We start from the raw sequence: 21,610 nt of genomic DNA, 5'->3' as shown, positions 1-21,610 counted from the left end.
GTCTTTTTCTTTTTTTGAATGGAACGCCATGCATTCCTCCCTCCAGCCCCCTGAATCTTTTCGCCGATCGGCAATTCCTGCGCAAGGTGCCAACCTATTGGCACCCACACCACCAGCGGATTACGCCCACCACCACCTGATTCGTCGCAACGGTGCCGTCGTACCGTTTGAGCCGCAAAAAATCGCGGTGGCATTGATGAAGGCATTTCTCGCCGTGCACGGCGCGCAAGGGGCTGCATCCGCCAGCATCCGCGAGACCGTGGATGGGCTCACCCAAACGGTGGTGCGTGCCCTGCTGCGCTCGCGTCCGAACGGCGGCACCTTTCACATTGAAGACGTGCAAGACCAGGTCGAGCTGGGGCTGATGCGCGGCGAACACCACGAAGTGGCACGCGCTTATGTGCTGTACCGGGAGCGTCGCGCGCAGGAGCGTTCGCACCAAGCAACTCCTGTGCACCATGCAGAGGCCGAAGTGCTGCATGTGCTCGACGATGGGGAGCGCACACCACTCGACTTGGCCAGGCTGCACGCACTGGTGGAGGCCAGTTGCGCTGGTCTAGGTGAGCATGTCGCAGCCGCCCCCATCGTCCAGGAGACGCTGCGCAACCTCTACGACGGCATTGCACTGGATGAAGTCTTCAAGGCCGTGATCCTGGCCGCGCGGACCCTGATTGAAAAGGACCCGGATTACAGCTATGTCACGGCCCGCTTGCTCATGCACACCATTGGCCGTGAAGTGTGGGGGCGCGACGTGGCCCCCGAAGCGTTGGACGCCGCCTACCGCGAGCACTTCCCCACCTTGCTGCGCCAAGGCGTGGAACAAGGCTTGCTGGACGAGCGCCTGCTGCAATTCGATCTGACACCACTGGCCAACGCATTGCGCCCCGAGCGCGACCGCCAGTTCGACTACCTGGGCCTGCAAACGCTGTACGACCGCTATTTTTTGCATGTGCACAAGCGCCGCATCGAAATGCCGCAGACCTTTTTCATGCGGGTCGCCATGGGGCTGGCTCTCAATGAAGTCGATCGCGAAGCCCGCGCCATCGAGTTCTACGAACTGCTGTCGGCCTTTGACTTCATGTCGAGCACGCCCACCTTGTTCAACAGTGGCACGCGCCGCTCGCAACTCTCGAGTTGCTACCTGACCACCGTGCCCGATGATCTCGATGGCATCTACGAATCGATCAAAGAAAACGCCTTGCTTTCCAAGTACGCCGGAGGGCTGGGCAACGACTGGACGCGGGTACGGGCCCTGGGTAGCCACATCAAGGGCACGAACGGAGAATCTCAGGGCGTCGTGCCGTTCCTCAAAGTCGTGAACGACACCGCGGTCGCAGTCAACCAGGGAGGCAAGCGCAAAGGAGCCGTGTGCGCCTACCTGGAAACCTGGCACCTGGATATTGAAGAATTCCTGGAACTGCGCAAAAACACCGGCGACGACCGGCGGCGCACGCACGACATGAACACCGCCAATTGGATTCCCGATCTGTTCATGCGCCGGGTCCTGGAAAAGGGACGCTGGACCCTGTTTTCGCCGTCTGACGTGCCCGATCTGCACGACTGCTTCGGCGCCGAGTTCGAGCGTGCATACCTGGCGTACGAGGAGCGTGCACAGCGTGGTGACATCACACCTTCACGCACCATCGAGGCGACCGATCTGTGGCGAAAAATGCTCACCATGCTGTTCGAGACCGGGCATCCCTGGATCACGTTCAAGGATGCCTGCAACCTGCGCTCACCCCAACAGCATGTCGGCGTCGTGCACTCGAGCAACCTGTGCACCGAGATCACACTCAACACCAGCGACTCCGAGACTGCCGTCTGCAATCTTGGGTCGATCAACCTGCTGAACCACCTGAGCCGCAGCGCCCAGGGTGCCTTGTCACTGGATCACGGCAAGCTGCAGCGAACGGTGGCGACCGCGATGCGCATGCTCGACAACGTCATCGACATCAATTTCTACGCGGTCAAGAAAGCGCGCGATTCGAATCTCCGGCACCGCCCGGTAGGCCTGGGCCTGATGGGTTTTCAGGACGCGCTGTATGCACTGCGCATTCCCTACGCGTCGGAAGAGGCGCTCGCATTTGCCGACCAGTCGGCAGAGGCTCTCTGCTATTACGCCTACGAGGCATCGAGCAACCTGGCCGTGGAGCGTGGTCGCTACAGCAGCTTCAAAGGCTCTTTGTGGGACCGCGGCATCCTGCCGCTCGATTCGCTCGAACTGCTTGCACAGGCGCGCGGCGGCCATGTCGAAGTCGATCGTTCATCACAACTCGATTGGGACACGCTGCGCGCCAAGATCAGGCGTGACGGCATGCGCAACGCCAATTGCGTGGCCATCGCGCCGACGGCAACCATCTCGAACATCGTCGGCGTGGACGCGTCTATCGAGCCATGCTTCGGCAATCTGTCGGTGAAATCGAACCTGTCGGGCGAGTTCACCATCATCAACCACGGGCTGGTGCGCGACCTCAAGCAGGCGGGTATCTGGGACGAAGTGATGCTGATGGATCTGAAGCACTTCAAGGGCTCACTACAGCCCATTGACAGGGTGCCCGCAGAGATCAAGGCGCTGTACGCGACCGCCTTCGAAATCGCACCCCGATGGCTGGTCGAGGCCGCCGCCAGGCGCCAGAAGTGGATCGACCAGGCACAGAGCCTGAACCTCTACATGGCGGGCGCCTCAGGCAAGACGCTGGACGAGACCTACAAGCTGGCCTGGGTGCGAGGACTCAAGACCACCTACTACCTGCGCACCCAGTCGGCCACGCATGTCGAAATGAGCACCGTGCCTTCACGCCACCACAACGCAGTCGAAAGCCAACTGCAGCAGCCAACGCATGCAGCCGCAGCCCTGCCAGTAAGCGATGTGCAGTTCTGCGCCATCGACAACCCCGACTGCGAAGCCTGCCAATAGAGACGTGCATCACGCACACGCTCGGCGGCTTGTGCAGTGAAGCAACAAAACCGCGTCGCGCCGCGCTTGCGCGCTTTTCATTTCGGAGCAGTGCTCTCATAATGCGAGCACTGGAAAAACCATGCTGACCTGGGACGAAGAAGTCACACCACTCTCGCCAATTTCTACTGATCGCGTCGTGCCCCAAGCAACGCTGGCGGCCCCGTCGCCGCTCGATGTTTCCAAACTTCAGCAGCCCCTGCCAAAACAAGCTGCAGTCGATACCTCAGCGCATCCTGCCCGTCGCGTGAGCGCAACCGACAAGCGCATCATCAATGGCAAGACGGACGTCAACCAGTTGGTGCCCTTCAAATACAAATGGGCGTGGGACAAATACCTCGCCAGTTGTGCCAACCACTGGATGCCGCAAGAAATCAACATGACGCGCGACATCGCGTTGTGGCGCGACCCCAATGGCCTTACCGAAGACGAGCGCCGCATCGTCAAACGCAACCTCGGGTTTTTTGTCACCGCCGATTCACTGGCGGCCAACAACATCGTGCTTGGGACCTACCGGCACATCACGGCCCCGGAATGCCGCCAGTTCCTGCTGCGCCAGGCGTTCGAAGAGGCCATTCACACGCACGCCTACCAATACATTGTGGAATCACTGGGGCTGGACGAGGGCGAGATTTTCAACGCCTACAACGAAGTCCCCTCGATTCGCGCCAAGGACGAATTCCTGATTCCGTTCATCGACGTGATCATGAATCCGTCGTTCAGCACCGGAACACCCGAGACCGACCAGGCGCTGCTCAAATCCCTGATTGTGTTCGCCTGCCTGATGGAGGGACTGTTCTTCTACGTCGGCTTCGCACAGATTCTTGCGCTGGGACGGCAGAACAAGATGACCGGTGCAGCCGAGCAGTACCAGTACATCCTGCGCGACGAGTCCATGCACTGCAACTTCGGCATCGACTTGGTCAACACCATCAAGCTTGAAAACCCGCATCTCTGGACCGCTGCCTTCAAGGAAGAAATCGCGGCGCTGTTCCACAAGGCGGTCGAACTCGAATACCGCTACGCCGAGGACACCATGCCGCGTGGCGTGCTTGGCATGAACGCTTCGATGTTCAAAGGGTACCTGCGGCACATCGGCAACCGCCGCGCCTCACAGATCGGTTTGGGTAAATTGTTCTCCCAGGAAGAAAACCCGTTTCCCTGGATGAGCGAAATGATCGATCTGAAGAAGGAGCGCAACTTCTTCGAAACCCGCGTCATTGAATACCAATCAGGGGGGGCACTCGCCTGGGACTAAGCCCGAGTTCGCCATCCTTCACTTCAATGAACACTTTACCTGCACTCCTCTGGCCCCAGGGCGCGATCGCGCAACCGTGGCTGCCGGAGCAGTGCACCCCCATTCAGGGTCTGGCGCGTCGCTTCGGACTCTTGAATCTCTCCGTGTCCCATGCAGGCGTGGAGTGCTCTTTGCTCATTGACCCTAGGAGAAGATGATGGCAACTGCGAAGAAGCCGGCCGCCAAGGCCGCAACCCCTGAGAAGAAGGCTGCGCCTGCCAAGACCGCAGCAGTAAAGAAGGCTGCTGCCCCGAAGGCTGTAGCGAAAAAGGCTGCGCCTGCCAAGAAGGCCGCAGCTCCTGCCAAGAAAGCCGCTCCGGCGAAGAAAGCTGCTGCACCGGCCAAGAAGGCTGCGCCCGCGAAGAAAGCCGCTCCCGCCAAGAAAGCTGCCACGCCCACGAAAAAGGCAGCTCCTGCCAAAAAAGCAGCACCCGCCAAGAAGGCTGTAGCGGCGAAGAAGGCTGCCCCAGCCAAGAAGGCCGTCGCAACGAAGAAGGCAGCGCCGGCAAAGAAGGCCGCTGCTCCAGCGAAGAAGGCTGTTCCTGCCAAGAAGGCCGCCCCGGTCAAGGCAGCTCCGGCCAAGAAGGCCGCACCGGTCAAGGCGGCGAGTGCCAAGAAGCCGGCCGCCAAGGCACCAGCAAAGCAGGCCGCATCGCCCGCTGCGAAGCCCGCAGCCAAGGGAAACGCCGAGCCGACACCAAAGACCCAGCTCAACCCCCAAGCTGCATGGCCCTTTCCCACAGGCTCTAAGCCCTGAGAAATCGTTTGATTTTTCCACCGGCGCTCTGCGCCGGTTTTTTTTACCCCGCTCAGGCGGGTGTGAAATCCAACTGGTAATTTTGCGGCCCGCGCGTAGCGATTTTTAGTGCGCCCATGCGGCTGCCAAGTGCCGCGCAGCGCACCAACGGCCAGCCTTGTTCCAAACCGAACAGCAAGGCCCCGCGCCAGGCATCTCCGCAACCCGTGGGGTCTACCACTTGCTGCGCTTTCACTGGTGGTACCAGCGTTTTCGTGCCAGCCACCCACACCTCGCAGCCGGCAGCGCCCAAAGTCACCACGAGCCCTTCGACACGCAAGGACAGTTCTGCGAAATCCAGGCCGGTACGTTCACACAGCATGCGCGCCTCATAATCGTTCACCGTCACCCAGGTGGCGAGATCCACGAAGTGCTTGAGCTCGTCGCCAGAGAACATCGGCAAGCCCTGGCCCGGGTCAAATACGAAGGGAACACCGGCAGCATGAAATTGGGCCGCATGCTCCAGCATGGCGTCGCGTCCGTCTGGGGCCACGATGCCCAGCGTGATGCCATGCGCTGGCGCGTTCTCAACACGGTTGCGATGCGCTTGCATCATCGCGCCGGGGTGAAACGCGGTGATCTGGTTGTTGTCCATGTCGGTCATGATCATGGCTTGCGCGGTGTAGGTGTCCTCCACCTGCCGAACAAAATCCGTGCCGATTCCCAGCTTTTCCAGCCGTTGCAAATACTCGCTGCCATCGCTTCCCAAAGTCGCCATGGGCAGCGCCTTGCCGCCAAGCAGATTCAGGCTATAGGCAATATTGCCAGCGCAGCCACCGAAATCCCGGCGCAGCGATGGCACCAGAAACGAGACGTTCAGTATGTGCAACTGCTCCGCCAGTATCTGGTCGGCAAACCGGCCTTCAAAAGTCATGATGGTGTCAAACGCCAAGGAACCGCAAATCAGGACTGCCATAAAAACTCAAGGTGCGAGGTCGAAACCTCAAGGATAAAAAGCCAGAACGCGGTAGCCCGCAACGCGCGCAGCGCCTTGGCCAAGGGTCATGGGCGCCATAGTGCTCCATTCCTGGCCTGGCCCAAGCGGGTTCGGGATCGCCAATTCAGCGGGCAGCAGGATGCGTCGCAGCACGGTTTGATCTTGTGCGTCGGTCAGCGTCAATTCAATGGCCGGCGCTTCCACAGGCAAGGCTGAGCGGTTTCGCAGTGTCAGCGAAAACTGGTACCGGTCACCCTGCGCACGGTTGAACGACGAGCCATCCACCAGCACTGCACCGATGTCGCGGTTCAGTCCCACGGAACATTCCAGATAGGCGCAAGCAGATTCGAGAAAACTGCGGCTCTGCGGCCAGGTTGCTGCCACGCGCGCGCGCTCGTGCAGCACCACCTGGCCAGCCAACCCTAGCAACAGCACGCTGGCCAACAAGGACAAGCCCGCGCGCACGCCCTTGCCAGACCAGAACGCCCGTCGGCGCGCGCTGCGCACGAAGGACAGGTCCTGATCCAGTTCGGTGGCCTCCTCCAGTGCATCGCTCTCCGCGATTTCGGCTTCACGCTGCACCGCAAGGGGCAGCTTCTGCGCCAAGGGAACAGCGGGCTGAAGCGGCAAGGCCTCCTCCATTGAAGCGGAAGAGCCCTCTTGCACCAAGGTCCAATCTGGCTCGCTTTCATCACTCGGAGCCTCATGGGGCCCAGCCAAAGCCGCTTCCTGCACCGCTGCAGCCATCACTTCAGGCGCCGGGTCTGTACCCGAATTCACCGCGCTGTCCAGCTCAGGCGTTTGCGCAAGTGTGGCAATGAAATGCGCCAAATCGGGTTCAGGTGTATCGCCACGGGGAGTATTCGCCTGAGCTTCAGCGTTTGGCTCCAGCTTCGGCATTTCGTCAAATAGCGCGGGCCAGTCGCTGTCGCCGGTGTCCACTTGCGCCGCTGGCAACTCATAGCCGCCCGGATGCAAAAATCCAAATCCTGATGCCGGCTGCGAGTCCGCATCCTCGGTGGCACGCGGCAACGGGCCATCCCCAGTGGCCCGCAATACGGCTTCGTCAGCGCCATCCTCCCCACGCCCGCCAAAAGGCGGCGGGAAAACGGACACAGGGGGTTGCGTTTGCCCGCGTGCGAACTGCTGCCCCGAGAGCTCCAGGGCATTGGGCGCAAGAAAATCAGGTTCGGGGGGGATCGGCGCCTTCAGAAACGAGGGCACATGGTCAGGGGCATCGGGCACCGCATCTTCCGCCAGCGAGTCCAGGGTGCCAGACCGTGTCTGCGCAAAACCGTCGTCGGCTTCGCCATCGTCCTCGTGCGAAATAGGTGGTGGGGGTGCAGAGCGCGCCGCAGCCGCGCTGCCCCAGGCTCGCGCAGTCGGTGCGGGGGGTGCCACGCGCGCCACGGGCCCGCGCAACTGGTCCAGCGGCATGTCGGGCAGCATCGCCTCGGGCGCTGCGGGCTGCAGCGACAGCGACGCATCGAATACCTGCTTGCAATTGCCACAGCGCACCCAGCCATCGGAAATGCGCAGTTGGTCCGCAACGACCTTGAAGCGTGTCTGGCAGGCGGGGCAGCGGGTGGTCTGGCTCATCGGCTGCCGATTGTAAAAAAGGCGCGTCGGATCCGCGTCAGCGTTGGGCCGTCATCAGCACCCACCCGTCTTCACTGTCGGCAACCGAAAGGGCCAGCCAGGGGGCATAGGCTTCTTGCAACTCGGCCACCTGGCGCTCAAGAATACCCGCCAGCACCAGATGCCCGCCTTGCGCCACATGCGCACAAAGCAACGGCGCCAGCACCCGCAGCGGTGTGGCCAGGATATTCGCCAGTACCGTGTCGTAGAGCCCCTGGGCCGCGTCTGGCAGTCCGCTGCGCAGCTGCACGCCATTGGCCTGCGCGTTGTACCGCGTGGATTCCACGGCAGCCGTGTCAATATCCACGGCGTCAATGTCAGTGGCACCAAACTTGGCCGCTCCGATCGCCAGAATCCCGGAGCCACAACCGTAGTCCAACACACGGCCAAGGGCTGGGGTATTTGCGTGCGCGGCGATCCAGCGCAGGCACATGCGCGTGGTGGGGTGCGTGCCGGTGCCGAATGCCAAGCCTGGGTCAAGGCGAATCACCTGCCGGGCCTGGGCCGGGGGTTCGTGCCATGTGGGAACAATCCAGAACTCGGGCGTCACCGCCACAGGGGTGAACTGCGATTGGGTCAGGCGCACCCAATCCTGCTCTGCCAGAGGCGCTTCGCCCAGCACCTGGCAGCCAGAGAAGAAATCCTGCGCTTGCAACAAGGCAAGCGCTTCCTGAGCCGCCTGCGCGCCGGAAAAGAGCGCAACGACACGGCTACGCTCCCAGGCATTGCGCGGTGCTGGCATGCCCGGCTCGCCAAACAAGGCTTGTTCGGCATCGGTATGGGCATCGGCATCTTCCACAGATACGGACAGCGCATCCAGGGCTTCCAGCGCATCGCTCAGCAATTCCACCTGCTCTTGCGGGCAGGCCAGGCTCAGTTCGTGCAAGCTCATGGGGTGTTTTGCAGGCTGGCGTCAGCGCTGGCGCTGCGACAGCCACTCTTCCAGGTAGTGAATATTGGTGCCACCGGTGACGAAGTTCGCGTCCACCATCAGCTCGCGGTGCAGCGGCACGTTGGTGTTGATCCCTTCGATCACCGTCTCCGACAGCGCCGTGCGCATGCGCGCCAGCGCCTGTTCGCGGGTGTCGCCGTGCACGATGAGCTTGCCGATCATCGAGTCGTAATTTGGCGGTACGTAGTAGTTGGTGTAGATGTGCGAATCCACCCGTACGCCCGGACCACCCGGTGCATGCCAGGTCGTGACGCGCCCCGGCGAAGGAATGAATTTGTACGGGTCTTCGGCGTTGATGCGGCACTCAATCGCATGGCCGCGAATTTGAATCTGGCGCTGCGTGAACGGCAACTTCTCGCCGGCCGCCACCATGATCTGCGTGCGCACGATATCCACACCGGTGATCCACTCGGTCACCGGGTGTTCGACCTGGACACGCGTATTCATCTCAATGAAGTAGAACTCGCCGTCTTCGTACAGAAACTCGAATGTTCCCGCCCCCCGGTAGCCGATCTTCTTGACAGCGGCCACACAGCGCTCGCCGATGCGTTCGATCAGCTTGCGCGGAATGCCAGGCGCGGGCGCCTCTTCGATCACCTTCTGGTGGCGCCGCTGCATGGAGCAGTCGCGCTCGCCCAGGTACACCGCATTGCGGTGTTTGTCGGCCAGAATCTGAATTTCGATGTGGCGCGGGTTCTGGAGGAATTTCTCCATGTACACCGCCGGATTGCCAAAGGCCGCCCCGGCCTCCGCCTTGGTCATCTGCACCGCATTGATCAGTGCCGCTTCGGTGTGCACCACCCGCATGCCGCGCCCACCACCGCCGCCCGCCGCCTTGATGATGACGGGGTAGCCCACGGTTTTGGCAATGCGGCGGATCTGCACCGGGTCCTCAGGCAGTTCACCTTCCGAGCCTGGAACACACGGCACACCTGCCTTGATCATGGCTTGCTTGGCCGACACCTTGTCGCCCATGGTGCGAATCGACTCAGGGCTGGGGCCGATGAACTGGAAACCGCTCTTTTCCACCCGCTCGGCAAAGTCCGCGTTCTCCGACAGGAAACCGTAGCCAGGGTGAATCGCTTCGGCGTCGGTCACTTCCGCTGCGGAAATGATAGCCGGCATGTTGAGGTAGCTCAGTGCAGAAGGCGCTGGACCGATGCACACCGCTTCTTCGGCGAGCTTGACGTACTTGGCGTCCCGGTCGGCCTCCGAATAGACGATGACGGCCTTGACGCCCAACTCGGAGCAGGCCCGTTGAATACGCAGGGCAATCTCTCCCCGGTTGGCAACCAGAATCTTCTTAAACATAGGCGCCCTTTCGGCGCAGGGCCATTGCGTGCATGCTCATAGACCGCTTACTCGATGATGAAAAGCGGCTGGCCATATTCCACGGCCTGTCCGTTTTCGCCAAGAATGCGCGTGACGGTGCCCGACTTGTCGGCTTCGATCTCGTTCAAGATCTTCATGGCCTCGATAATGCAGATGGTCTCGCCTTCCTTGACCACACTGCCCACCTCGACAAAGGATTTGGCGCCAGGGCTGGACGCCCGGTAGAAGGTCCCCACCATGGGCGACTTCACCACATGGCCGCTCGGTTCCGCCGGCGCAGGAAGCTCGGCGACAGCCGGCGCGGCAGGCGTCGGCGCCTGTGGGGCCATCGCTGGGGCCGGGACCATTTGCTGCAGCACCTGGCCGCCGCTTTTGACAATGCGCACCTTGCCTTCGGCCTCGGTGATTTCCAGTTCCGATACGTTGGATTCGGATACCAGATCAATCAGGGTTTTGAGTTTTCGCAGGTCCATGCAAGCTCCAGAGCAAATTCTTGACAGGGCGCGAATTTACTCCAATTTACGCGTACCTCAGGGTTCTTCGGGCAATTTCGTTCTTTTGCGCCATCGGCCAGAATCAAGAACGGCTGGTGACGGCGCCTTTGGCCACCCAGTCAACGAGCTCTTGCGGCTTGATTTGCCCTATTTTACGGTGCAGCACCCGGCCATCGGCAGCAAACACGACCGTGAAGGGCAAGCCGCCCGCAAGATTGCCAAGGGAGCGCGAAAGCTCAGTCCCGCCCAAACCTGCCATACCGATGGGAAAACTGACGGGCCGGCGCTCAAGGAACTTGCGCACGGCCGAAGGCTGGTCTACCGCCAGGCCCAGAATCTGCCACCCCTGCGCCTGGTGCTCTTGAAAGAACTGGTTCAGCAAAGGCAATTCCGCAATGCAGGGTGGGCACCAGGTCGCCCAGAAATTGAGCAGCAGCGGTTTGCCGCGAAACGCTTGCGCGGACAACGGTGCACCCTCCGGCGTTTCAAAAGACTGGGTAAAGAAGGCCGCATCGCTGGCCTGTGCGGCGGCCGTCTCGGCGTGCGGCTGCAAGCGCCACCAGGCCCAGCCCGCGCCGGCAAGCGCTGCGCCGCCAGCCACCCCCGCGTACAACAGGCGGCGGCGCAGCGCGTCAGGCGCGGCGGGTACGGCAGAAGAAGGTTCTGAATCGGTCACTCGGGGTGCTCCAGCAATAGTTTTCGCAAGGCCGCCGCATCGCCGCGTGGTGCGCGGCCGCCCTCGCCCGGGCGCAGCGCGCCGCGCAGGTCGTCGTGGTCGTAGATCAGCAAATGAACCCCGACCCGCTCGCCCAGTGCCTCGCTGAAGGCTGCGACGCTAAGCGCCTCCACCGGGCTCCCGTGCAGCCCCTGCACGGTGCTGGCGTCGTAGGCCACGCCCTGGTCTATCAGCGCAATTTCGGCAGATTTTGGGTCATCGCAAAACAACTGCAGGTAAATGTCAACATGGCGTGTGGCTGTGCCGCTCCATACCGCACCGCCCACGTAGGGGCGAAACGCCTGCAGGCGCTCCATCCACAACAATGCAAGTTCGCGCAAGGCGCGGAGTTCACCAGGCTGGGTATCGGCGCAAAACAGGGCGATGTGCTCCCGGATGGCCTCCTCAACCAGCGCCGTGTCGGGCAGGGGCGTGCGCGGTGCGGCGCCCAACTGCTGCGCCGCGCGCCGCTTGGCGCGGCCCAGCTCCACGCCGTCCTCCACCACCATGCGGGCGGCAGTGCGGGCAATTTCCACAGACAGTCCGGACGACGCGACATACATACCGCCATTGTCGCCCCGAGCGCGGCCAAGGTACGCCCCAGGGTTTTGTACCGCCCAAAATTTACTATTAAAACTATAGCTTATGGCGCTTACCACATAAGCGCTAGATGCCATTTTTCATACAATTTTCGTTTCTCTGCGCTCCCCCGCGCCTTCTAGAATTGCAGGCATGCATATTCACATTCTGGGCATTTGCGGCACCTTCATGGGCGGGCTCGCCGCGCTCGCACGCGCTGCCGGCCACCGCGTCACGGGCTGTGACGCAGGCGTCTACCCTCCCATGAGCGACCAGCTGCGGGCGCTGGGCATCGACCTGATCGAGGGCTTTGGTGCCGAGCAACTCGCGCTCGCCCCCGACGTCTTCGTGGTCGGCAACGTCGTCAGCCGCGCACGGCTTGCCGACGGAACGCCAAAGTTCCCGTTGATGGAGGCCATTCTCGACGCCGGCGCACGCTACACCAGCGGCCCGCAGTGGCTCAGCGAGCAGGTGCTGGCCGGGCGCCACGTGCTGGCCGTGGCTGGCACGCATGGCAAGACCACGACCACCTCCATGCTGGCGTGGATCTTGGAGTCCGCTGGCTTGGCGCCTGGCTTTCTGGTGGGCGGCGTGCCGCTCAATTTCGGCGTTTCAGCGCGCCTGGGCGCCGCCCAGCGGCCAGGCGCGCCGGGCGCCGCCCAGCGGCCAGGCGCGCCGGGCGCCGCGCCGCTTTTCGTCATCGAGGCCGACGAGTACGACACCGCCTTTTTCGACAAGCGCAGCAAATTCGTGCACTACCGGCCGCGCACCGCCGTGCTGAACAATCTGGAATTCGACCACGCCGACATCTTTGACGATCTTGCCGCCATCGAGCGCCAATTTCACCATTTGGTGCGCACGGTGCCCAGCTCTGGCTGCGTGGTCGTCAATGGGCTGGAAGAGAGTCTGGCGCGCGTGCTGCACGCCGGCTGCTGGAGCGAGGTGGCCAGCTTTGGCAGCGCGGTGAGCGACTGGAACGCGAATGGCGAACCCGGTGCCTTCGACGTGCTGCTGCACGGCAAGCGCGTGGCCAGCGTGCACTGGGCGCTGACGGGCGTGCACAACCAGCTCAACGCCTTGGCAGCCATCGCGGCTGCTGCCCATGTGGGCGTGGCGCCAGCGGCGGCGGCAGAGGCGCTGCAGACTTTTCAGAACGTACGCCGGCGCATGGAGGTGCGCGGGGTGGTGCGCGGCATCACGGTGTACGACGATTTCGCCCACCACCCCACCGCCATCCGCACCACGCTCGATGGCCTGCGGCGCAGCATAGGGCCGAAAGTGCGCATCCTCGCCGCGTTCGAGCCGCGCAGCAACACCATGAAGCTGGGCACGATGAAGACGCAGCTCCCCTGGGCACTGGAGAGCGCCGACCTGGCGTTTTGCCACACCGCCGGCCTCGATTGGGACGCGGCGGCCGCCCTGGCGCCGCTGGGCGTCGGGCCGGGTCGGCGCGCCCAGACAGCACCCGACATCGCCACGCTGCTCGCCCAAATCGTCCAAGAGGCGCAGCCCGGCGACCACATCGTGTGCATGAGCAACGGCGCTTTTGGCGGCGTGCACGCGCAGCTATTGCAGGCGCTGGCAGCCTAAAATGCTATTTATTTGATAACTGTTAACGCTTACTGGCTAAGCGCTATAGGCCTTTTTTGCTTGAACTTTTACGTAGCGGTCAGTAGCTGATCGCCATGGCCTGCAAATCGATGCGCACCACCGGTTTGGCCAGTGCGCCGTTGGTGGCGCGGGCAAAACTCTTGAGCCACGCGGCATCCGACAGCAGGCCATGCTCTGCCGCCCGCGCCACCGCCAGCACCTTGTCGGCCAGCAGCACCTTCCCACTGGCACGCAAGGGCTCGCATTCGAGGCGTATGAATTCGTCGTCCAGCCAGCGGCGGGCTTCGTCCTGCGGCATGGCATCGGCGCCTTCGAGGTCAACACGGAATTCCTGGTTGCGGTCTGCGCTGACCGACACTTCGCTGTGCATGGCGGGCCTTTCTTTTTGAAGATGGACAGGCCGGGCGCTTGCCCGGCCCCACACCGGCAAGCTTACACCGCCGCCTTGCGCCGGGCGGTGACTGCGGCCGAGAGTTCCCCCAGCGTGGCAAGCGACGCCTCCCAGCCCAGACACGCATCGGTAATGCTCTGGCCGTGGGTGAGTGTGGCGGGGTCGTCCTTGCCGGGGGTGAACTTTTGCGCGCCCGCCACCAGGTGGCTTTCGATCATCACGCCGAACACGCAATGCGAGCCGCCCGCCACCTGGGCCGCAATATCGCGCGCCACGTCCTGTTGGCGCTCGTACTGCTTGCTGCTGTTGGCATGGCTGCAATCGACCATGAGGGCCGGGGTGAGCTTGGCGGCGGCCAGGTCTTTGCAGGCGGCGGCCACACTGGCGGCGTCGTAGTTCGGCGTTTTTCCGCCGCGCAGGATGACGTGGCAATCCTTGTTGCCCTTGGTGTCGACAATCGCCACTTGGCCGTTCTTGTGCACCGACAGGAAGTGGTGCCCGCGCCCGGCGGACTGGATGGCGTCGGTGGCGATGCGGATGTTGCCGTCGGTGCCGTTCTTGAAGCCAATGGGGGCCGAGAGGCCCGAGGCCAGCTCCCGGTGCACCTGGCTCTCGGTCGTGCGCGCGCCGATGGCGCCCCAGCTGATCAGGTCGGCGATGTACTGGGGCGAGATCACGTCGAGAAACTCGCTGCCGGCGGGCACGCCCAGGCGGTTGATCTCGATGAGCAACTGGCGAGCAATGCGCAGGCCTTCGTCAATGCGGTAGCTCTCGTCCAGATAGGGGTCGTTGATCAGGCCTTTCCAGCCCACCGTGGTGCGCGGTTTCTCGAAATAGACCCGCATCACGATCTCCAGCGTGTCCTTGTACTGTTCGCGTGCTGCCTGCAGACGGTGGGCGTATTCCAGCGCCGCCGCCGGGTTGTGGATCGAGCACGGGCCGATGACCACCAGCAGGCGGTCGTCCTTGCCGATCATGATGTCGTGGATGTTGCGCCTGGTGCGGGTGATGAGGTTTTCCACCTTGGTGCCGCGAATCGGGAAGAAGCGGATCAAATGCTCTGGGGGTGGCAACACGGTGATTTCCTTGATGCGTTCGTCGTCGGTCTGGCTGGTTTTCTCGACGCTTCGGTACCAGGCATCGCTGGAAGGGTGTGCAGCTGCTGCGGTCATGGGCTTCTTTCCGGAAAGGTTGAAACAAAGGACTGAAAAACAAAAAACCGCCGGGCTTTGCAGCGTCGGCGGTTGGGTGGGAAGTGTTCAGGTGCTTGCGCGCTTGCCTCTCATCCGCCTAGGACAGAGAACCAGAACCAAAAGTAAAAAACAGCGCGCGAAAACATGGGCTGCAATGTAGCACAGCGGATAGGCGCCGTTCCTAACGCCTGCTCCCGCGCAGCCAGGCGAGCACGCGCTGCCAGCCCACGGGACGCGCAGGTGGCGCATCGGCCGGCTCGCTGTGGGCGCTTTCACTCTGCTCGTACATGTCGATCAGCATCAGGCCTTCGCCCAGCGTGCGCCAGGCGGTCAGTTCGATGCGATCGAAGGCCGCGCTCTCTTTGGGGGTGCGCTCCACCAATGCGGCATGCCAGGCGTCCGCTGCCCGGCGCAGGCCGCGCAGCGCACTCTGGTAGGCGCCCATCTCGTACAGCGCATGCCAGGCCGAACCCAGGCCGGTGACAAAGAACTGGTGCTCGCGCACGCATTTGGCGAGTTCAGCGGCCTGGCGGGTGATTTCGGCAGTGTCGGCAGCAGCCGCCTTGACGGGGGCGGTGCGCCGCACCCGGATGGCCTCGTCAATTCTTTGCGCCAGCGCCCCGATACTGTCGCGCAGCTGGCGTGAGTCCTCATCGGCCACCCCCGAGCGCAGGAAACGGCTGACGTCGCCAAAGGACTGGACGGTGAATTGCGACCGGGTGCGGGTGCTCGGCATGGCCCATTGTGCGCGAGTGCCCACGCAGAGAAAAGCAGGTACCGCCTACGCCGTACCGCCCACCGTGAGCCCATCGATCCGCAGCGTGGGCTGGCCCACGCCCACGGGGACGCTTTGGCCTTCCTTGCCGCAAGTGCCGACGCCGCTGTCGAGCCGCATGTCGTTGCCGATCATGGTGACGCGTTTGAGCGATTCAGGCCCGCTGCCAACGATGGTGGCGCCCTTGACCGGGTATTGAATCTTGCCGTTCTCCACCCAGAACGCTTCGCTCGCCGAGAACACGAACTTGCCCGAGGTGATGTCCACCTGCCCGCCGCCAAAGTTGGTGGCGTACAGGCCTTTCTTGATGCTGGCGACGATCTCCTGCGGGTCTTTGTCGCCGCCGAGCATGTAGGTGTTGGTCATGCGCGGCATGGGCACATGGGCGTAGCTCTCGCGCCGGCCGTTGCCGGTGGGCGCCACGCCCATCAGGCGCGCGTTGAGCGAATCCTGGATGTAGCCCTTGAGAATGCCGTCCTCGATCAGCACGTTGCGCCCGCTGGTGTTGCCTTCGTCGTCCACATTGAGCGAGCCGCGGCGCTCGGCAATCGTGCCATCGTCCAGCACCGTGACGCCCTTGGCCGCCACGCGCTGGCCGATGCGGCCGCTGAAAGCGCTTGACCCCTTGCGGTTGAAATCGCCCTCCAGCCCGTGGCCGATGGCTTCGTGCAGCAGGATGCCCGGCCAGCCGGGGCCGAGGACCACGGTCATCTCGCCGGCAGGCGCCGGGCGCGATTCGAGGTTGACCAGGGCGGCATTCACCGCTTCGTCCACGTACTGTGCAATCTGCGCATCGTCGAAATACGCCAGCCCAAAGCGCCCACCGCCGCCGGCCGAGCCCATTTCGCGCCGGCCGTTCTGCTCGGCGATCACGGTGACCGACAGGCGCACCAGCGGGCGCACGTCGGCCGCCAGCGTGCCGTCGGCGCGCGCCACCAGCACCACGTCGTATTCGCTCGCCAAGCCCGCCATGACCTGCGCCACACGCGGGTCCTTGGCACGGGCGCGCTGCTCGGCACGCTCCAGGAGCGCCACCTTGTCGGCGCTGCCGAGCGTGGAGATGGGGTCGGTCGAGCCATACAGTGCACGGCTTTTAGCTATCTTCCTAGAAGCTACTCGCGCCCGCCCCTCTTGCCGTGCGCTCGAAATAGACCGCACGGTTCTGGCCGCGTCGAGCAAAGAGGCCTCGGAAATGTCGTCGGAGTACGCAAACGCCGTCTTCTCGCCACTGACGGCGCGCACGCCGACGCCCTGGTCGATGGAGAACGACCCCGTCTTGACGATACCCTCCTCCAGGCTCCAGCCTTCGCTGCGCGTGGTCTGGAAATACAGGTCGGCGTCGTCCACGCGGTGCGCGCGAATCTCGGCGAGTGCGCGTGCCAGGTGGCTCTCGTTCAGGCCAAAAGGCGACAACAGCAGGTCAGAAGCGAGGGCGATGCGCTCGCGGGTGCTGGTGGTGTGGGCTGCGGCAAGGGGGGTGCGGGTGCTCATCAGGCCATTTTAGGGCGCTGGCACCTTGGCCGCTTCCCGCAACCGCATCGGCGGCGCCGGTCAGAGCGTCTGGTCGTCCAGCACCGCATCGGCGGCATTGCCCTGCACCGCGGCGATGCCGCCGTCGCGCGCCTTGGCGCCCGAATACATCTGGCTCTGGCCGATGACCTGGCCATTGCCGGCCTTGAGCGTGAAATAGGGCGAGCCGTCCTTGGCCGAGAGGCGGCCATAGCGCGCATCGTCTGGCCCGTTCTTGCGCACGGATTCGATGCCATTGAGCGCGCTGGCCTTGGACTCGTACATTTCGCTGGTCAGCACCACTTGGCCATTGGTCGCGACCAGGTTGAACACAAACTTGTCGTTGCGGGTTTTTTTCAGCTCGTACTTTGCGGCCATGCAAGGTCTCCTGGAAAGTGCGCCAAAAAGGCTTGGCCCCCCGTTGTACCTGCTGCGCGCCGCTGTGGCAACGCCCGGCCAGCCGGCAGCGGCGTCAACGCCCCTGCGCAGCGTCGCGCTGCGCACGCACGATGGAGTTGAGAATGCCCAGCGCCAGCCCCAGCGTGACCATGGCCGTGCCGCCGTAGCTGACAAACGGCAGCGGCACGCCCACCACTGGCAAGATGCCACTCACCATGCCCATATTGACGAAGGCGTAGGTGAAGAAAATCATGGCCACAGCACCCGCCATGAGCCGTGAAAACAAGGTTCCCGCATGCATCGCGATGGCCAGCCCCCGCCAAACCAGCAGCAAAAAGCAAACGATCAGCACCAGGTTGCCCACCAGGCCGAACTCCTCGGAAAAGGCGGCAAAGATGAAATCGGTCGTGCGCTCGGGAATGAACTCCAGGTGCGTCTGCGTGCCGGCCATGAATCCCTTGCCAAAGGGCCCGCCCGAACCAATGGCAATCATGCCCTGGATGATGTGAAATCCCTTGCCCAGCGGGTCACGCGTCGGATCGAGCAGCGTGCAGATGCGCTGCTGCTGGTAGTCGTGCAACACCGGCCAGCGCACACCCTCGGCACAGATCTGGGACTCAAAACCCACGATCAGCACGATCCCTACGGCGATCAGCAGCATGGGGGGCAGCACCAGCTTCCAGGACAAGCCCGCGAAGAAAATCACCGAAAGCCCAGCCGCCAGCACCAGCAGCGAGGTCCCCAGATCGGGCTGCTTCATGATGAGCCCCACCGGCACCGCGAGCAGCAGGCCGGCTACCGCGAAATCCAGTGCGCGCAACTGGCCTTCGCGCTTCTGGAACCACCAAGCCAGCATCAGGGGCATGCCGATCTTCAAGAGCTCGCTCGGCTGAATCACCACCCCCAGGTCGATCCAGCGCTGCGCCCCTTTCTTGGTAATACCGGCGACCGCTACCGCCACCAGCAGCAGCACCCCCACCGCGTACAGGGGGGGCGCAAACGCCATCAGCCGCTGCGGTGGAATCTGTGCCACGGCAAACAGCAGCACCAGCGCGATGACCATGTTGCGCGCATGGTCGACAAAGCGCGTGCCGTGGTCGTAGCCCGAGGAGTACATGGCCAGCAGGCCGGCCCCGGCCAGTACCAGCACCAGCACCATGAGCCAGCCGTCGAAACCGCGAAACAGCGGCAGGATGCGCGCGGGCAGCGTGGGCTTGTTGATCGTGGTTTCCATGGGCCGCGATTATCGCGGGCGACAATGGCCCCATGGTTCCTGCACATCCATCCAGCACCACCCACCTGCTCTATTTGCACGGCTTCAGGTCTTCGCCCCAGTCGGCCAAGGCCCGCCTGATGGCCGCTTACGTGGCGCGGCTGCACCCCAGCGTGCAATTTTGGTGCCCCCAATTACCGCCTTCACCGCGCGCGGCGGTGGAGATGCTTTGCGCCGGCATCGCCGCCTGGCCCCGCGCCAGCATGGCGGTGATCGGCTCCTCGCTGGGCGGCTACTACGCCAGTTGGGTGGCGCAGCAGTGCCGTTGCCCCAGCGTGCTGCTGAACCCGGCGGTAGACCCGGCGCGCGACCTGGCACGCCACATCGGCGACCAGACCAGCTGGCACGACCCGACCGAGCATTTCTATTTCGCACCGGAATTTGTCGATGAGTTGCGCGCACTCGACGTGCAAAGCCAGCCCCCAGCGGCGCGCCAACTGGCCATCATCGCCAAGGGCGACGAAGTGCTGGACTGGCACGAAATGCTGGCGCGCTACCCGCAAGCCCAGGTGACGCTGCTGGAAGGTGGCGACCATGCGCTGAGTGATTTCCCCGCGCACCTGGCGACCATTGCACGATTCCTGCAGCTCGCGTCAGGCACCGATTGACCATGCCAGGCACTGCGCACGTTCAGCTGCCAGCCCCATGCCGAACCTGCACACCCACAGCAGCCCCCGCAGGGCGGGCGATGCGTGCAAAGGCGCTGTGGTTGTGGATCGACTCGAAATTCTCCACTTCCACCGTGTAGGCACCTACACGTCGCTCCTGGTTGAGCGCCGCCGCCACGTCGCGCACCATGTCTTCCACGAATTTCGGGTTCTCATAGGCGCGCTCGGTGACATATTTTTCATCTGCGCGCTTGAGCAGCCCATACACCTCGCAGGAACTGCTGCGTTCTGCAATGGCTATCAGATCCTCCACCTCGATCGGCTCCAGGACCTCGACCTCGATGGCGACATGCGAGCGTTGGTTGTGCGCCCCATAGACCGATATTTCCCGGGAGCACGGGCACAGGCTCGTCACGGGAACCACCACCTTCAGCCACAGGGACTGCTGTCCCTGTGCGGAGACGCTCGCGCGCCACTGGACATCGTGGTCGAGCAGACTGGGCACGCCCGAGACCGGCGCTGTTTTTTCCACGAACCATGGAAAGCGCATTTCGATGGTGCCGGCCTGCGCATTCAGCCGGCCCAGCATGTCTCGAAGCAAGGCACGGAAACCCGCCGCATCCAGCGCATCCGACTGCGCCTGCAGCAGTTCGACAAACCGCGACATGTGCGTACCCTTGACCGTGGCCGGCACGGTCACCGTCATGGCCCACTGCGCAACGGTTGCGGCGACCCGGCCGCCGCTGCGCACCTTGATGGGATAGCGCAGCCCCTGGATGCCCACAGCACCAATCTCGATGCCTCGGACGTCCGCACTGCTCTGAATGTCGGGCAGGAGCCTATTTTTTTCCGGTGCATTCATTCAATGGTTCTCCACGCTGTCACAGCGATTTCAGGTACTGGGCCAGGTCCGACACGTCCTGCGCGTTCAGCCCCAGGCCCAGCCGGGTGTTGTAGGTCTGCGCCACCTCGTCCAGCGTGGCGGCCGAGCCGTCGTGGAAATAGGGTGCGTGCTGCCAAACGCCCTTCAAGGGCGCGGTGCGGTACTGGCGCGTGGCGGAGCGAGCGGCATAGCTGGGACTCTCGGGTTCGGCCATGGAATCCGCCGGCGGATGCAGCCGGGTGTTTGCGTCCGTAAAAGTGCTGCCGCTGTGGCAGGTCACGCATTTTCCGGCCCCCTCGAAGACGGCCCGGCCCCGCGTGGCGGCGGCGGGGTCAAAACTTCCCACGGGTGCCGGCGGCGCCTGGAGCGTGAGCTGGTAGGCCTGCAGCGCAGGCAGTTTGGAGCTCACCAGGTCCTCGCTGCCATGGGTCACGCTCAGGTTCAGGCGCGGCTCCGAGACCGTGCCGAGCCCGCCCATTTCGGCCACGGCCACATAGCGGTTCCAATAGGCGATGTCCTCGCCATCGCCGGTGAACGTGATCCGGTGGATACCCGCCAAGCCATAGGCGGGCGGAATGACGACCGGCTTGCTCAGGCCATCGATGTTGTGGCGCGGGTCGAACTTGCCCGGCCCCCAGCTGTTGAGTGCGGCCTTCGTCGCCGCATCCACGGCCGGAGACAAGGCGATGATCGCCCCCGGATTGAGGTCGCGGTTGGGCCAGCCGTCCAGGCGCCTGCCAATGCCCTTGGCGAAGGAGTTGTCCACCGTCGAGTGGCACAGGGCGCAGGTGATGCCGACACGAACGAGCTTGTCCACCCCGTTGACCGTCTCCACGGTCCCTCGGACGCCGACCACTGCATTGAGCTTGAGCAGCGCCACCGTGGTGGCCGGATCCTTCAGGTCCACGCTGCCGTCCTGGATGCCTGCCACCACGGCAGCGGGCAGCGCCTCGGCATCCACCTTGAGTCCGACGGACAAGGCGGTGACGGGATCGACCGCCGCCGCAATGACCTCGTGCAGCCCGAGCGCGTCGGTCCATTGGGCCTCATCGCCGAACGTGTCGTAGCGGAAGATGTCCCGCCCCTGCGCAGCCAACGCCGCCTGGGCGGCATCCGGGCCATCGACCGCAGCTCCCCCACCGCAGGCGACGACAGCCGCTGCGGTCACCCCGATCGCTCCTGCAAGACGCCACACCGACGAGCGGCGTGCCCAACCACCTGCATGTTTCATGTCTCTTCTCCTCATTGTTCATGGATTCCAGCATCCCAGCG

The 21,610-nt window shown here is 63.5% G+C and carries 20 protein-coding genes; 5 read left to right on the top strand and 15 right to left on the bottom strand.

Annotated features, from left to right (window positions below; all coding sequences use genetic code 11):
- Positions 1–28: 28 nt before the first annotated feature.
- The 3 genes from AC07ZH_RS03610 to AC07ZH_RS03600 all read left to right on the top strand — a co-directional run bounded on the left by AC07ZH_RS03610 (position 29) and on the right by AC07ZH_RS03600 (position 5,010).
- Positions 29–2,917, top strand: a complete 2,889-nt coding sequence (locus AC07ZH_RS03610; RefSeq protein ID WP_495198590.1) for a ribonucleoside-diphosphate reductase subunit alpha — start codon at positions 29–31, stop codon at positions 2,915–2,917.
- A 121-nt stretch (positions 2,918–3,038) separates the two neighbouring features.
- The gene (locus AC07ZH_RS03605) at positions 3,039–4,214 is read left to right on the top strand and encodes a ribonucleotide-diphosphate reductase subunit beta (RefSeq protein ID WP_119109008.1); all 1,176 of its coding nucleotides are present in this window, start codon (positions 3,039–3,041) and stop codon (positions 4,212–4,214) included.
- Positions 4,215–4,410: 196 nt separating this feature from the next.
- Positions 4,411–5,010: a histone gene (locus AC07ZH_RS03600; protein ID WP_495198589.1), complete on the top strand. Its 600-nt coding sequence runs from the start codon at positions 4,411–4,413 to the stop codon at positions 5,008–5,010.
- 52 nt (positions 5,011–5,062) lie between these two features.
- Here the strand turns inward: AC07ZH_RS03600 and AC07ZH_RS03595 are convergent, their stop codons facing one another.
- From AC07ZH_RS03595 to AC07ZH_RS03565, 7 genes are all read right to left on the bottom strand, one after another.
- Complete coding sequence (locus tag AC07ZH_RS03595; RefSeq protein ID WP_119109009.1) at positions 5,063–5,965, bottom strand: carbohydrate kinase family protein; 903 nt, start codon at positions 5,963–5,965, stop codon at positions 5,063–5,065.
- A 27-nt stretch (positions 5,966–5,992) separates the two neighbouring features.
- Positions 5,993–7,585 (bottom strand): DUF3426 domain-containing protein, encoded by a 1,593-nt coding sequence (locus AC07ZH_RS03590; RefSeq protein ID WP_495198588.1) that lies wholly within the window; start codon positions 7,583–7,585, stop codon positions 5,993–5,995.
- A 37-nt stretch (positions 7,586–7,622) separates the two neighbouring features.
- A complete protein-coding gene (gene prmA / locus AC07ZH_RS03585; RefSeq protein ID WP_495198661.1) occupies positions 7,623–8,510 on the bottom strand; it encodes a 50S ribosomal protein L11 methyltransferase in 888 nt (295 codons plus the stop codon).
- Positions 8,511–8,537: 27 nt separating this feature from the next.
- Positions 8,538–9,887, bottom strand: coding sequence for an acetyl-CoA carboxylase biotin carboxylase subunit (gene accC / locus AC07ZH_RS03580; protein ID WP_119109011.1), 1,350 nt, complete (start codon positions 9,885–9,887; stop codon positions 8,538–8,540).
- Between the two features lie 47 nt (positions 9,888–9,934).
- Positions 9,935–10,381, bottom strand: coding sequence for an acetyl-CoA carboxylase biotin carboxyl carrier protein (accB, locus tag AC07ZH_RS03575; protein WP_495198587.1), 447 nt, complete (start codon positions 10,379–10,381; stop codon positions 9,935–9,937).
- Positions 10,382–10,484: 103 nt separating this feature from the next.
- Positions 10,485–11,078, bottom strand: a complete 594-nt coding sequence (locus AC07ZH_RS03570) for a TlpA family protein disulfide reductase (RefSeq protein WP_495198586.1) — start codon at positions 11,076–11,078, stop codon at positions 10,485–10,487.
- On the bottom strand, positions 11,075–11,680 hold the full coding sequence (locus AC07ZH_RS03565; RefSeq protein ID WP_495198585.1) for a hypothetical protein: 606 nt from the start codon (positions 11,678–11,680) through the stop codon (positions 11,075–11,077). Before AC07ZH_RS03565 ends, AC07ZH_RS03570 begins: the two co-directional genes overlap by 4 nt.
- 169 nt (positions 11,681–11,849) lie before the next feature.
- Between AC07ZH_RS03565 and mpl the strand changes: the two genes are divergently transcribed.
- Entirely contained in the window at positions 11,850–13,286 is a 1,437-nt protein-coding gene (mpl, locus tag AC07ZH_RS03560; protein WP_495198584.1) for a UDP-N-acetylmuramate:L-alanyl-gamma-D-glutamyl-meso-diaminopimelate ligase, read from the top strand.
- A 79-nt stretch (positions 13,287–13,365) separates the two neighbouring features.
- On the opposite strand, the gene AC07ZH_RS03555 is transcribed toward mpl, so the two are convergent.
- The 6 genes from AC07ZH_RS03555 to rodA form a co-directional block, all read right to left on the bottom strand.
- Positions 13,366–13,677: a hypothetical protein gene (locus AC07ZH_RS03555; protein WP_495198583.1), complete on the bottom strand. Its 312-nt coding sequence runs from the start codon at positions 13,675–13,677 to the stop codon at positions 13,366–13,368.
- A gap of 62 nt (positions 13,678–13,739) precedes the next feature.
- Positions 13,740–14,870, bottom strand: a complete 1,131-nt coding sequence (locus AC07ZH_RS03550) for a 3-deoxy-7-phosphoheptulonate synthase (RefSeq protein WP_119109016.1) — start codon at positions 14,868–14,870, stop codon at positions 13,740–13,742.
- Between the two features lie 202 nt (positions 14,871–15,072).
- Positions 15,073–15,627, bottom strand: coding sequence for a hypothetical protein (locus AC07ZH_RS03545; RefSeq protein ID WP_495198582.1), 555 nt, complete (start codon positions 15,625–15,627; stop codon positions 15,073–15,075).
- A 45-nt stretch (positions 15,628–15,672) separates the two neighbouring features.
- The gene (tldD, locus tag AC07ZH_RS03540; protein WP_495198581.1) at positions 15,673–17,157 is read right to left on the bottom strand and encodes a metalloprotease TldD; all 1,485 of its coding nucleotides are present in this window, start codon (positions 17,155–17,157) and stop codon (positions 15,673–15,675) included.
- 60 nt (positions 17,158–17,217) lie between these two features.
- Entirely contained in the window at positions 17,218–17,553 is a 336-nt protein-coding gene (locus AC07ZH_RS03535; protein ID WP_119109019.1) for a YegP family protein, read from the bottom strand.
- A gap of 94 nt (positions 17,554–17,647) precedes the next feature.
- Entirely contained in the window at positions 17,648–18,808 is a 1,161-nt protein-coding gene (gene rodA / locus AC07ZH_RS03530; RefSeq protein ID WP_495198580.1) for a rod shape-determining protein RodA, read from the bottom strand.
- Between the two features lie 32 nt (positions 18,809–18,840).
- Here rodA and AC07ZH_RS03525 point away from each other — a divergent pair, with 32 nt between their 5' ends.
- Positions 18,841–19,455, top strand: coding sequence for a YqiA/YcfP family alpha/beta fold hydrolase (locus AC07ZH_RS03525; RefSeq protein WP_495198579.1), 615 nt, complete (start codon positions 18,841–18,843; stop codon positions 19,453–19,455).
- Between the two features lie 22 nt (positions 19,456–19,477).
- On the opposite strand, the gene folE2 is transcribed toward AC07ZH_RS03525, so the two are convergent.
- Both folE2 and AC07ZH_RS03515 read right to left on the bottom strand, forming a co-directional pair.
- Positions 19,478–20,317 carry a GTP cyclohydrolase FolE2 gene (gene folE2, locus AC07ZH_RS03520; protein WP_495198578.1) on the bottom strand — a complete coding sequence of 280 codons (840 nt, stop codon included), beginning with the start codon at positions 20,315–20,317 and terminating at the stop codon, positions 19,478–19,480.
- Positions 20,318–20,336: 19 nt separating this feature from the next.
- Entirely contained in the window at positions 20,337–21,569 is a 1,233-nt protein-coding gene (locus AC07ZH_RS03515) for a c-type cytochrome (RefSeq protein ID WP_495198577.1), read from the bottom strand.
- Positions 21,570–21,610 lie beyond the last annotated feature (41 nt).

It is taken from the genome of Simplicispira sp. GW247-4R2A (genome assembly GCF_059424465.1).
This window is presented reverse-complemented; position numbering and strand designations above follow the sequence as displayed.

Coding starts and splice junctions, on each gene's coding strand:
- AC07ZH_RS03610 (WP_495198590.1), top strand. CDS start 29: ATGCATTCCTCCCTCCAGCCCCCTGAATCTTTTCGCCGATCGGCAATT.
- AC07ZH_RS03605 (WP_119109008.1), top strand. CDS start 3,039: ATGCTGACCTGGGACGAAGAAGTCACACCACTCTCGCCAATTTCTACT.
- AC07ZH_RS03600 (WP_495198589.1), top strand. CDS start 4,411: ATGGCAACTGCGAAGAAGCCGGCCGCCAAGGCCGCAACCCCTGAGAAG.
- AC07ZH_RS03595 (WP_119109009.1), bottom strand. CDS start 5,965: ATGGCAGTCCTGATTTGCGGTTCCTTGGCGTTTGACACCATCATGACT.
- AC07ZH_RS03590 (WP_495198588.1), bottom strand. CDS start 7,585: ATGAGCCAGACCACCCGCTGCCCCGCCTGCCAGACACGCTTCAAGGTC.
- accC (WP_119109011.1), bottom strand. CDS start 9,887: ATGTTTAAGAAGATTCTGGTTGCCAACCGGGGAGAGATTGCCCTGCGT.
- accB (WP_495198587.1), bottom strand. CDS start 10,381: ATGGACCTGCGAAAACTCAAAACCCTGATTGATCTGGTATCCGAATCC.
- AC07ZH_RS03565 (WP_495198585.1), bottom strand. CDS start 11,680: ATGTATGTCGCGTCGTCCGGACTGTCTGTGGAAATTGCCCGCACTGCC.
- mpl (WP_495198584.1), top strand. CDS start 11,850: ATGCATATTCACATTCTGGGCATTTGCGGCACCTTCATGGGCGGGCTC.
- AC07ZH_RS03555 (WP_495198583.1), bottom strand. CDS start 13,677: ATGCACAGCGAAGTGTCGGTCAGCGCAGACCGCAACCAGGAATTCCGT.
- AC07ZH_RS03550 (WP_119109016.1), bottom strand. CDS start 14,870: ATGACCGCAGCAGCTGCACACCCTTCCAGCGATGCCTGGTACCGAAGC.
- AC07ZH_RS03545 (WP_495198582.1), bottom strand. CDS start 15,627: ATGCCGAGCACCCGCACCCGGTCGCAATTCACCGTCCAGTCCTTTGGC.
- tldD (WP_495198581.1), bottom strand. CDS start 17,157: ATGAGCACCCGCACCCCCCTTGCCGCAGCCCACACCACCAGCACCCGC.
- AC07ZH_RS03535 (WP_119109019.1), bottom strand. CDS start 17,553: ATGGCCGCAAAGTACGAGCTGAAAAAAACCCGCAACGACAAGTTTGTG.
- rodA (WP_495198580.1), bottom strand. CDS start 18,808: ATGGAAACCACGATCAACAAGCCCACGCTGCCCGCGCGCATCCTGCCG.
- AC07ZH_RS03525 (WP_495198579.1), top strand. CDS start 18,841: ATGGTTCCTGCACATCCATCCAGCACCACCCACCTGCTCTATTTGCAC.
- folE2 (WP_495198578.1), bottom strand. CDS start 20,317: ATGAATGCACCGGAAAAAAATAGGCTCCTGCCCGACATTCAGAGCAGT.
- AC07ZH_RS03515 (WP_495198577.1), bottom strand. CDS start 21,569: ATGAAACATGCAGGTGGTTGGGCACGCCGCTCGTCGGTGTGGCGTCTT.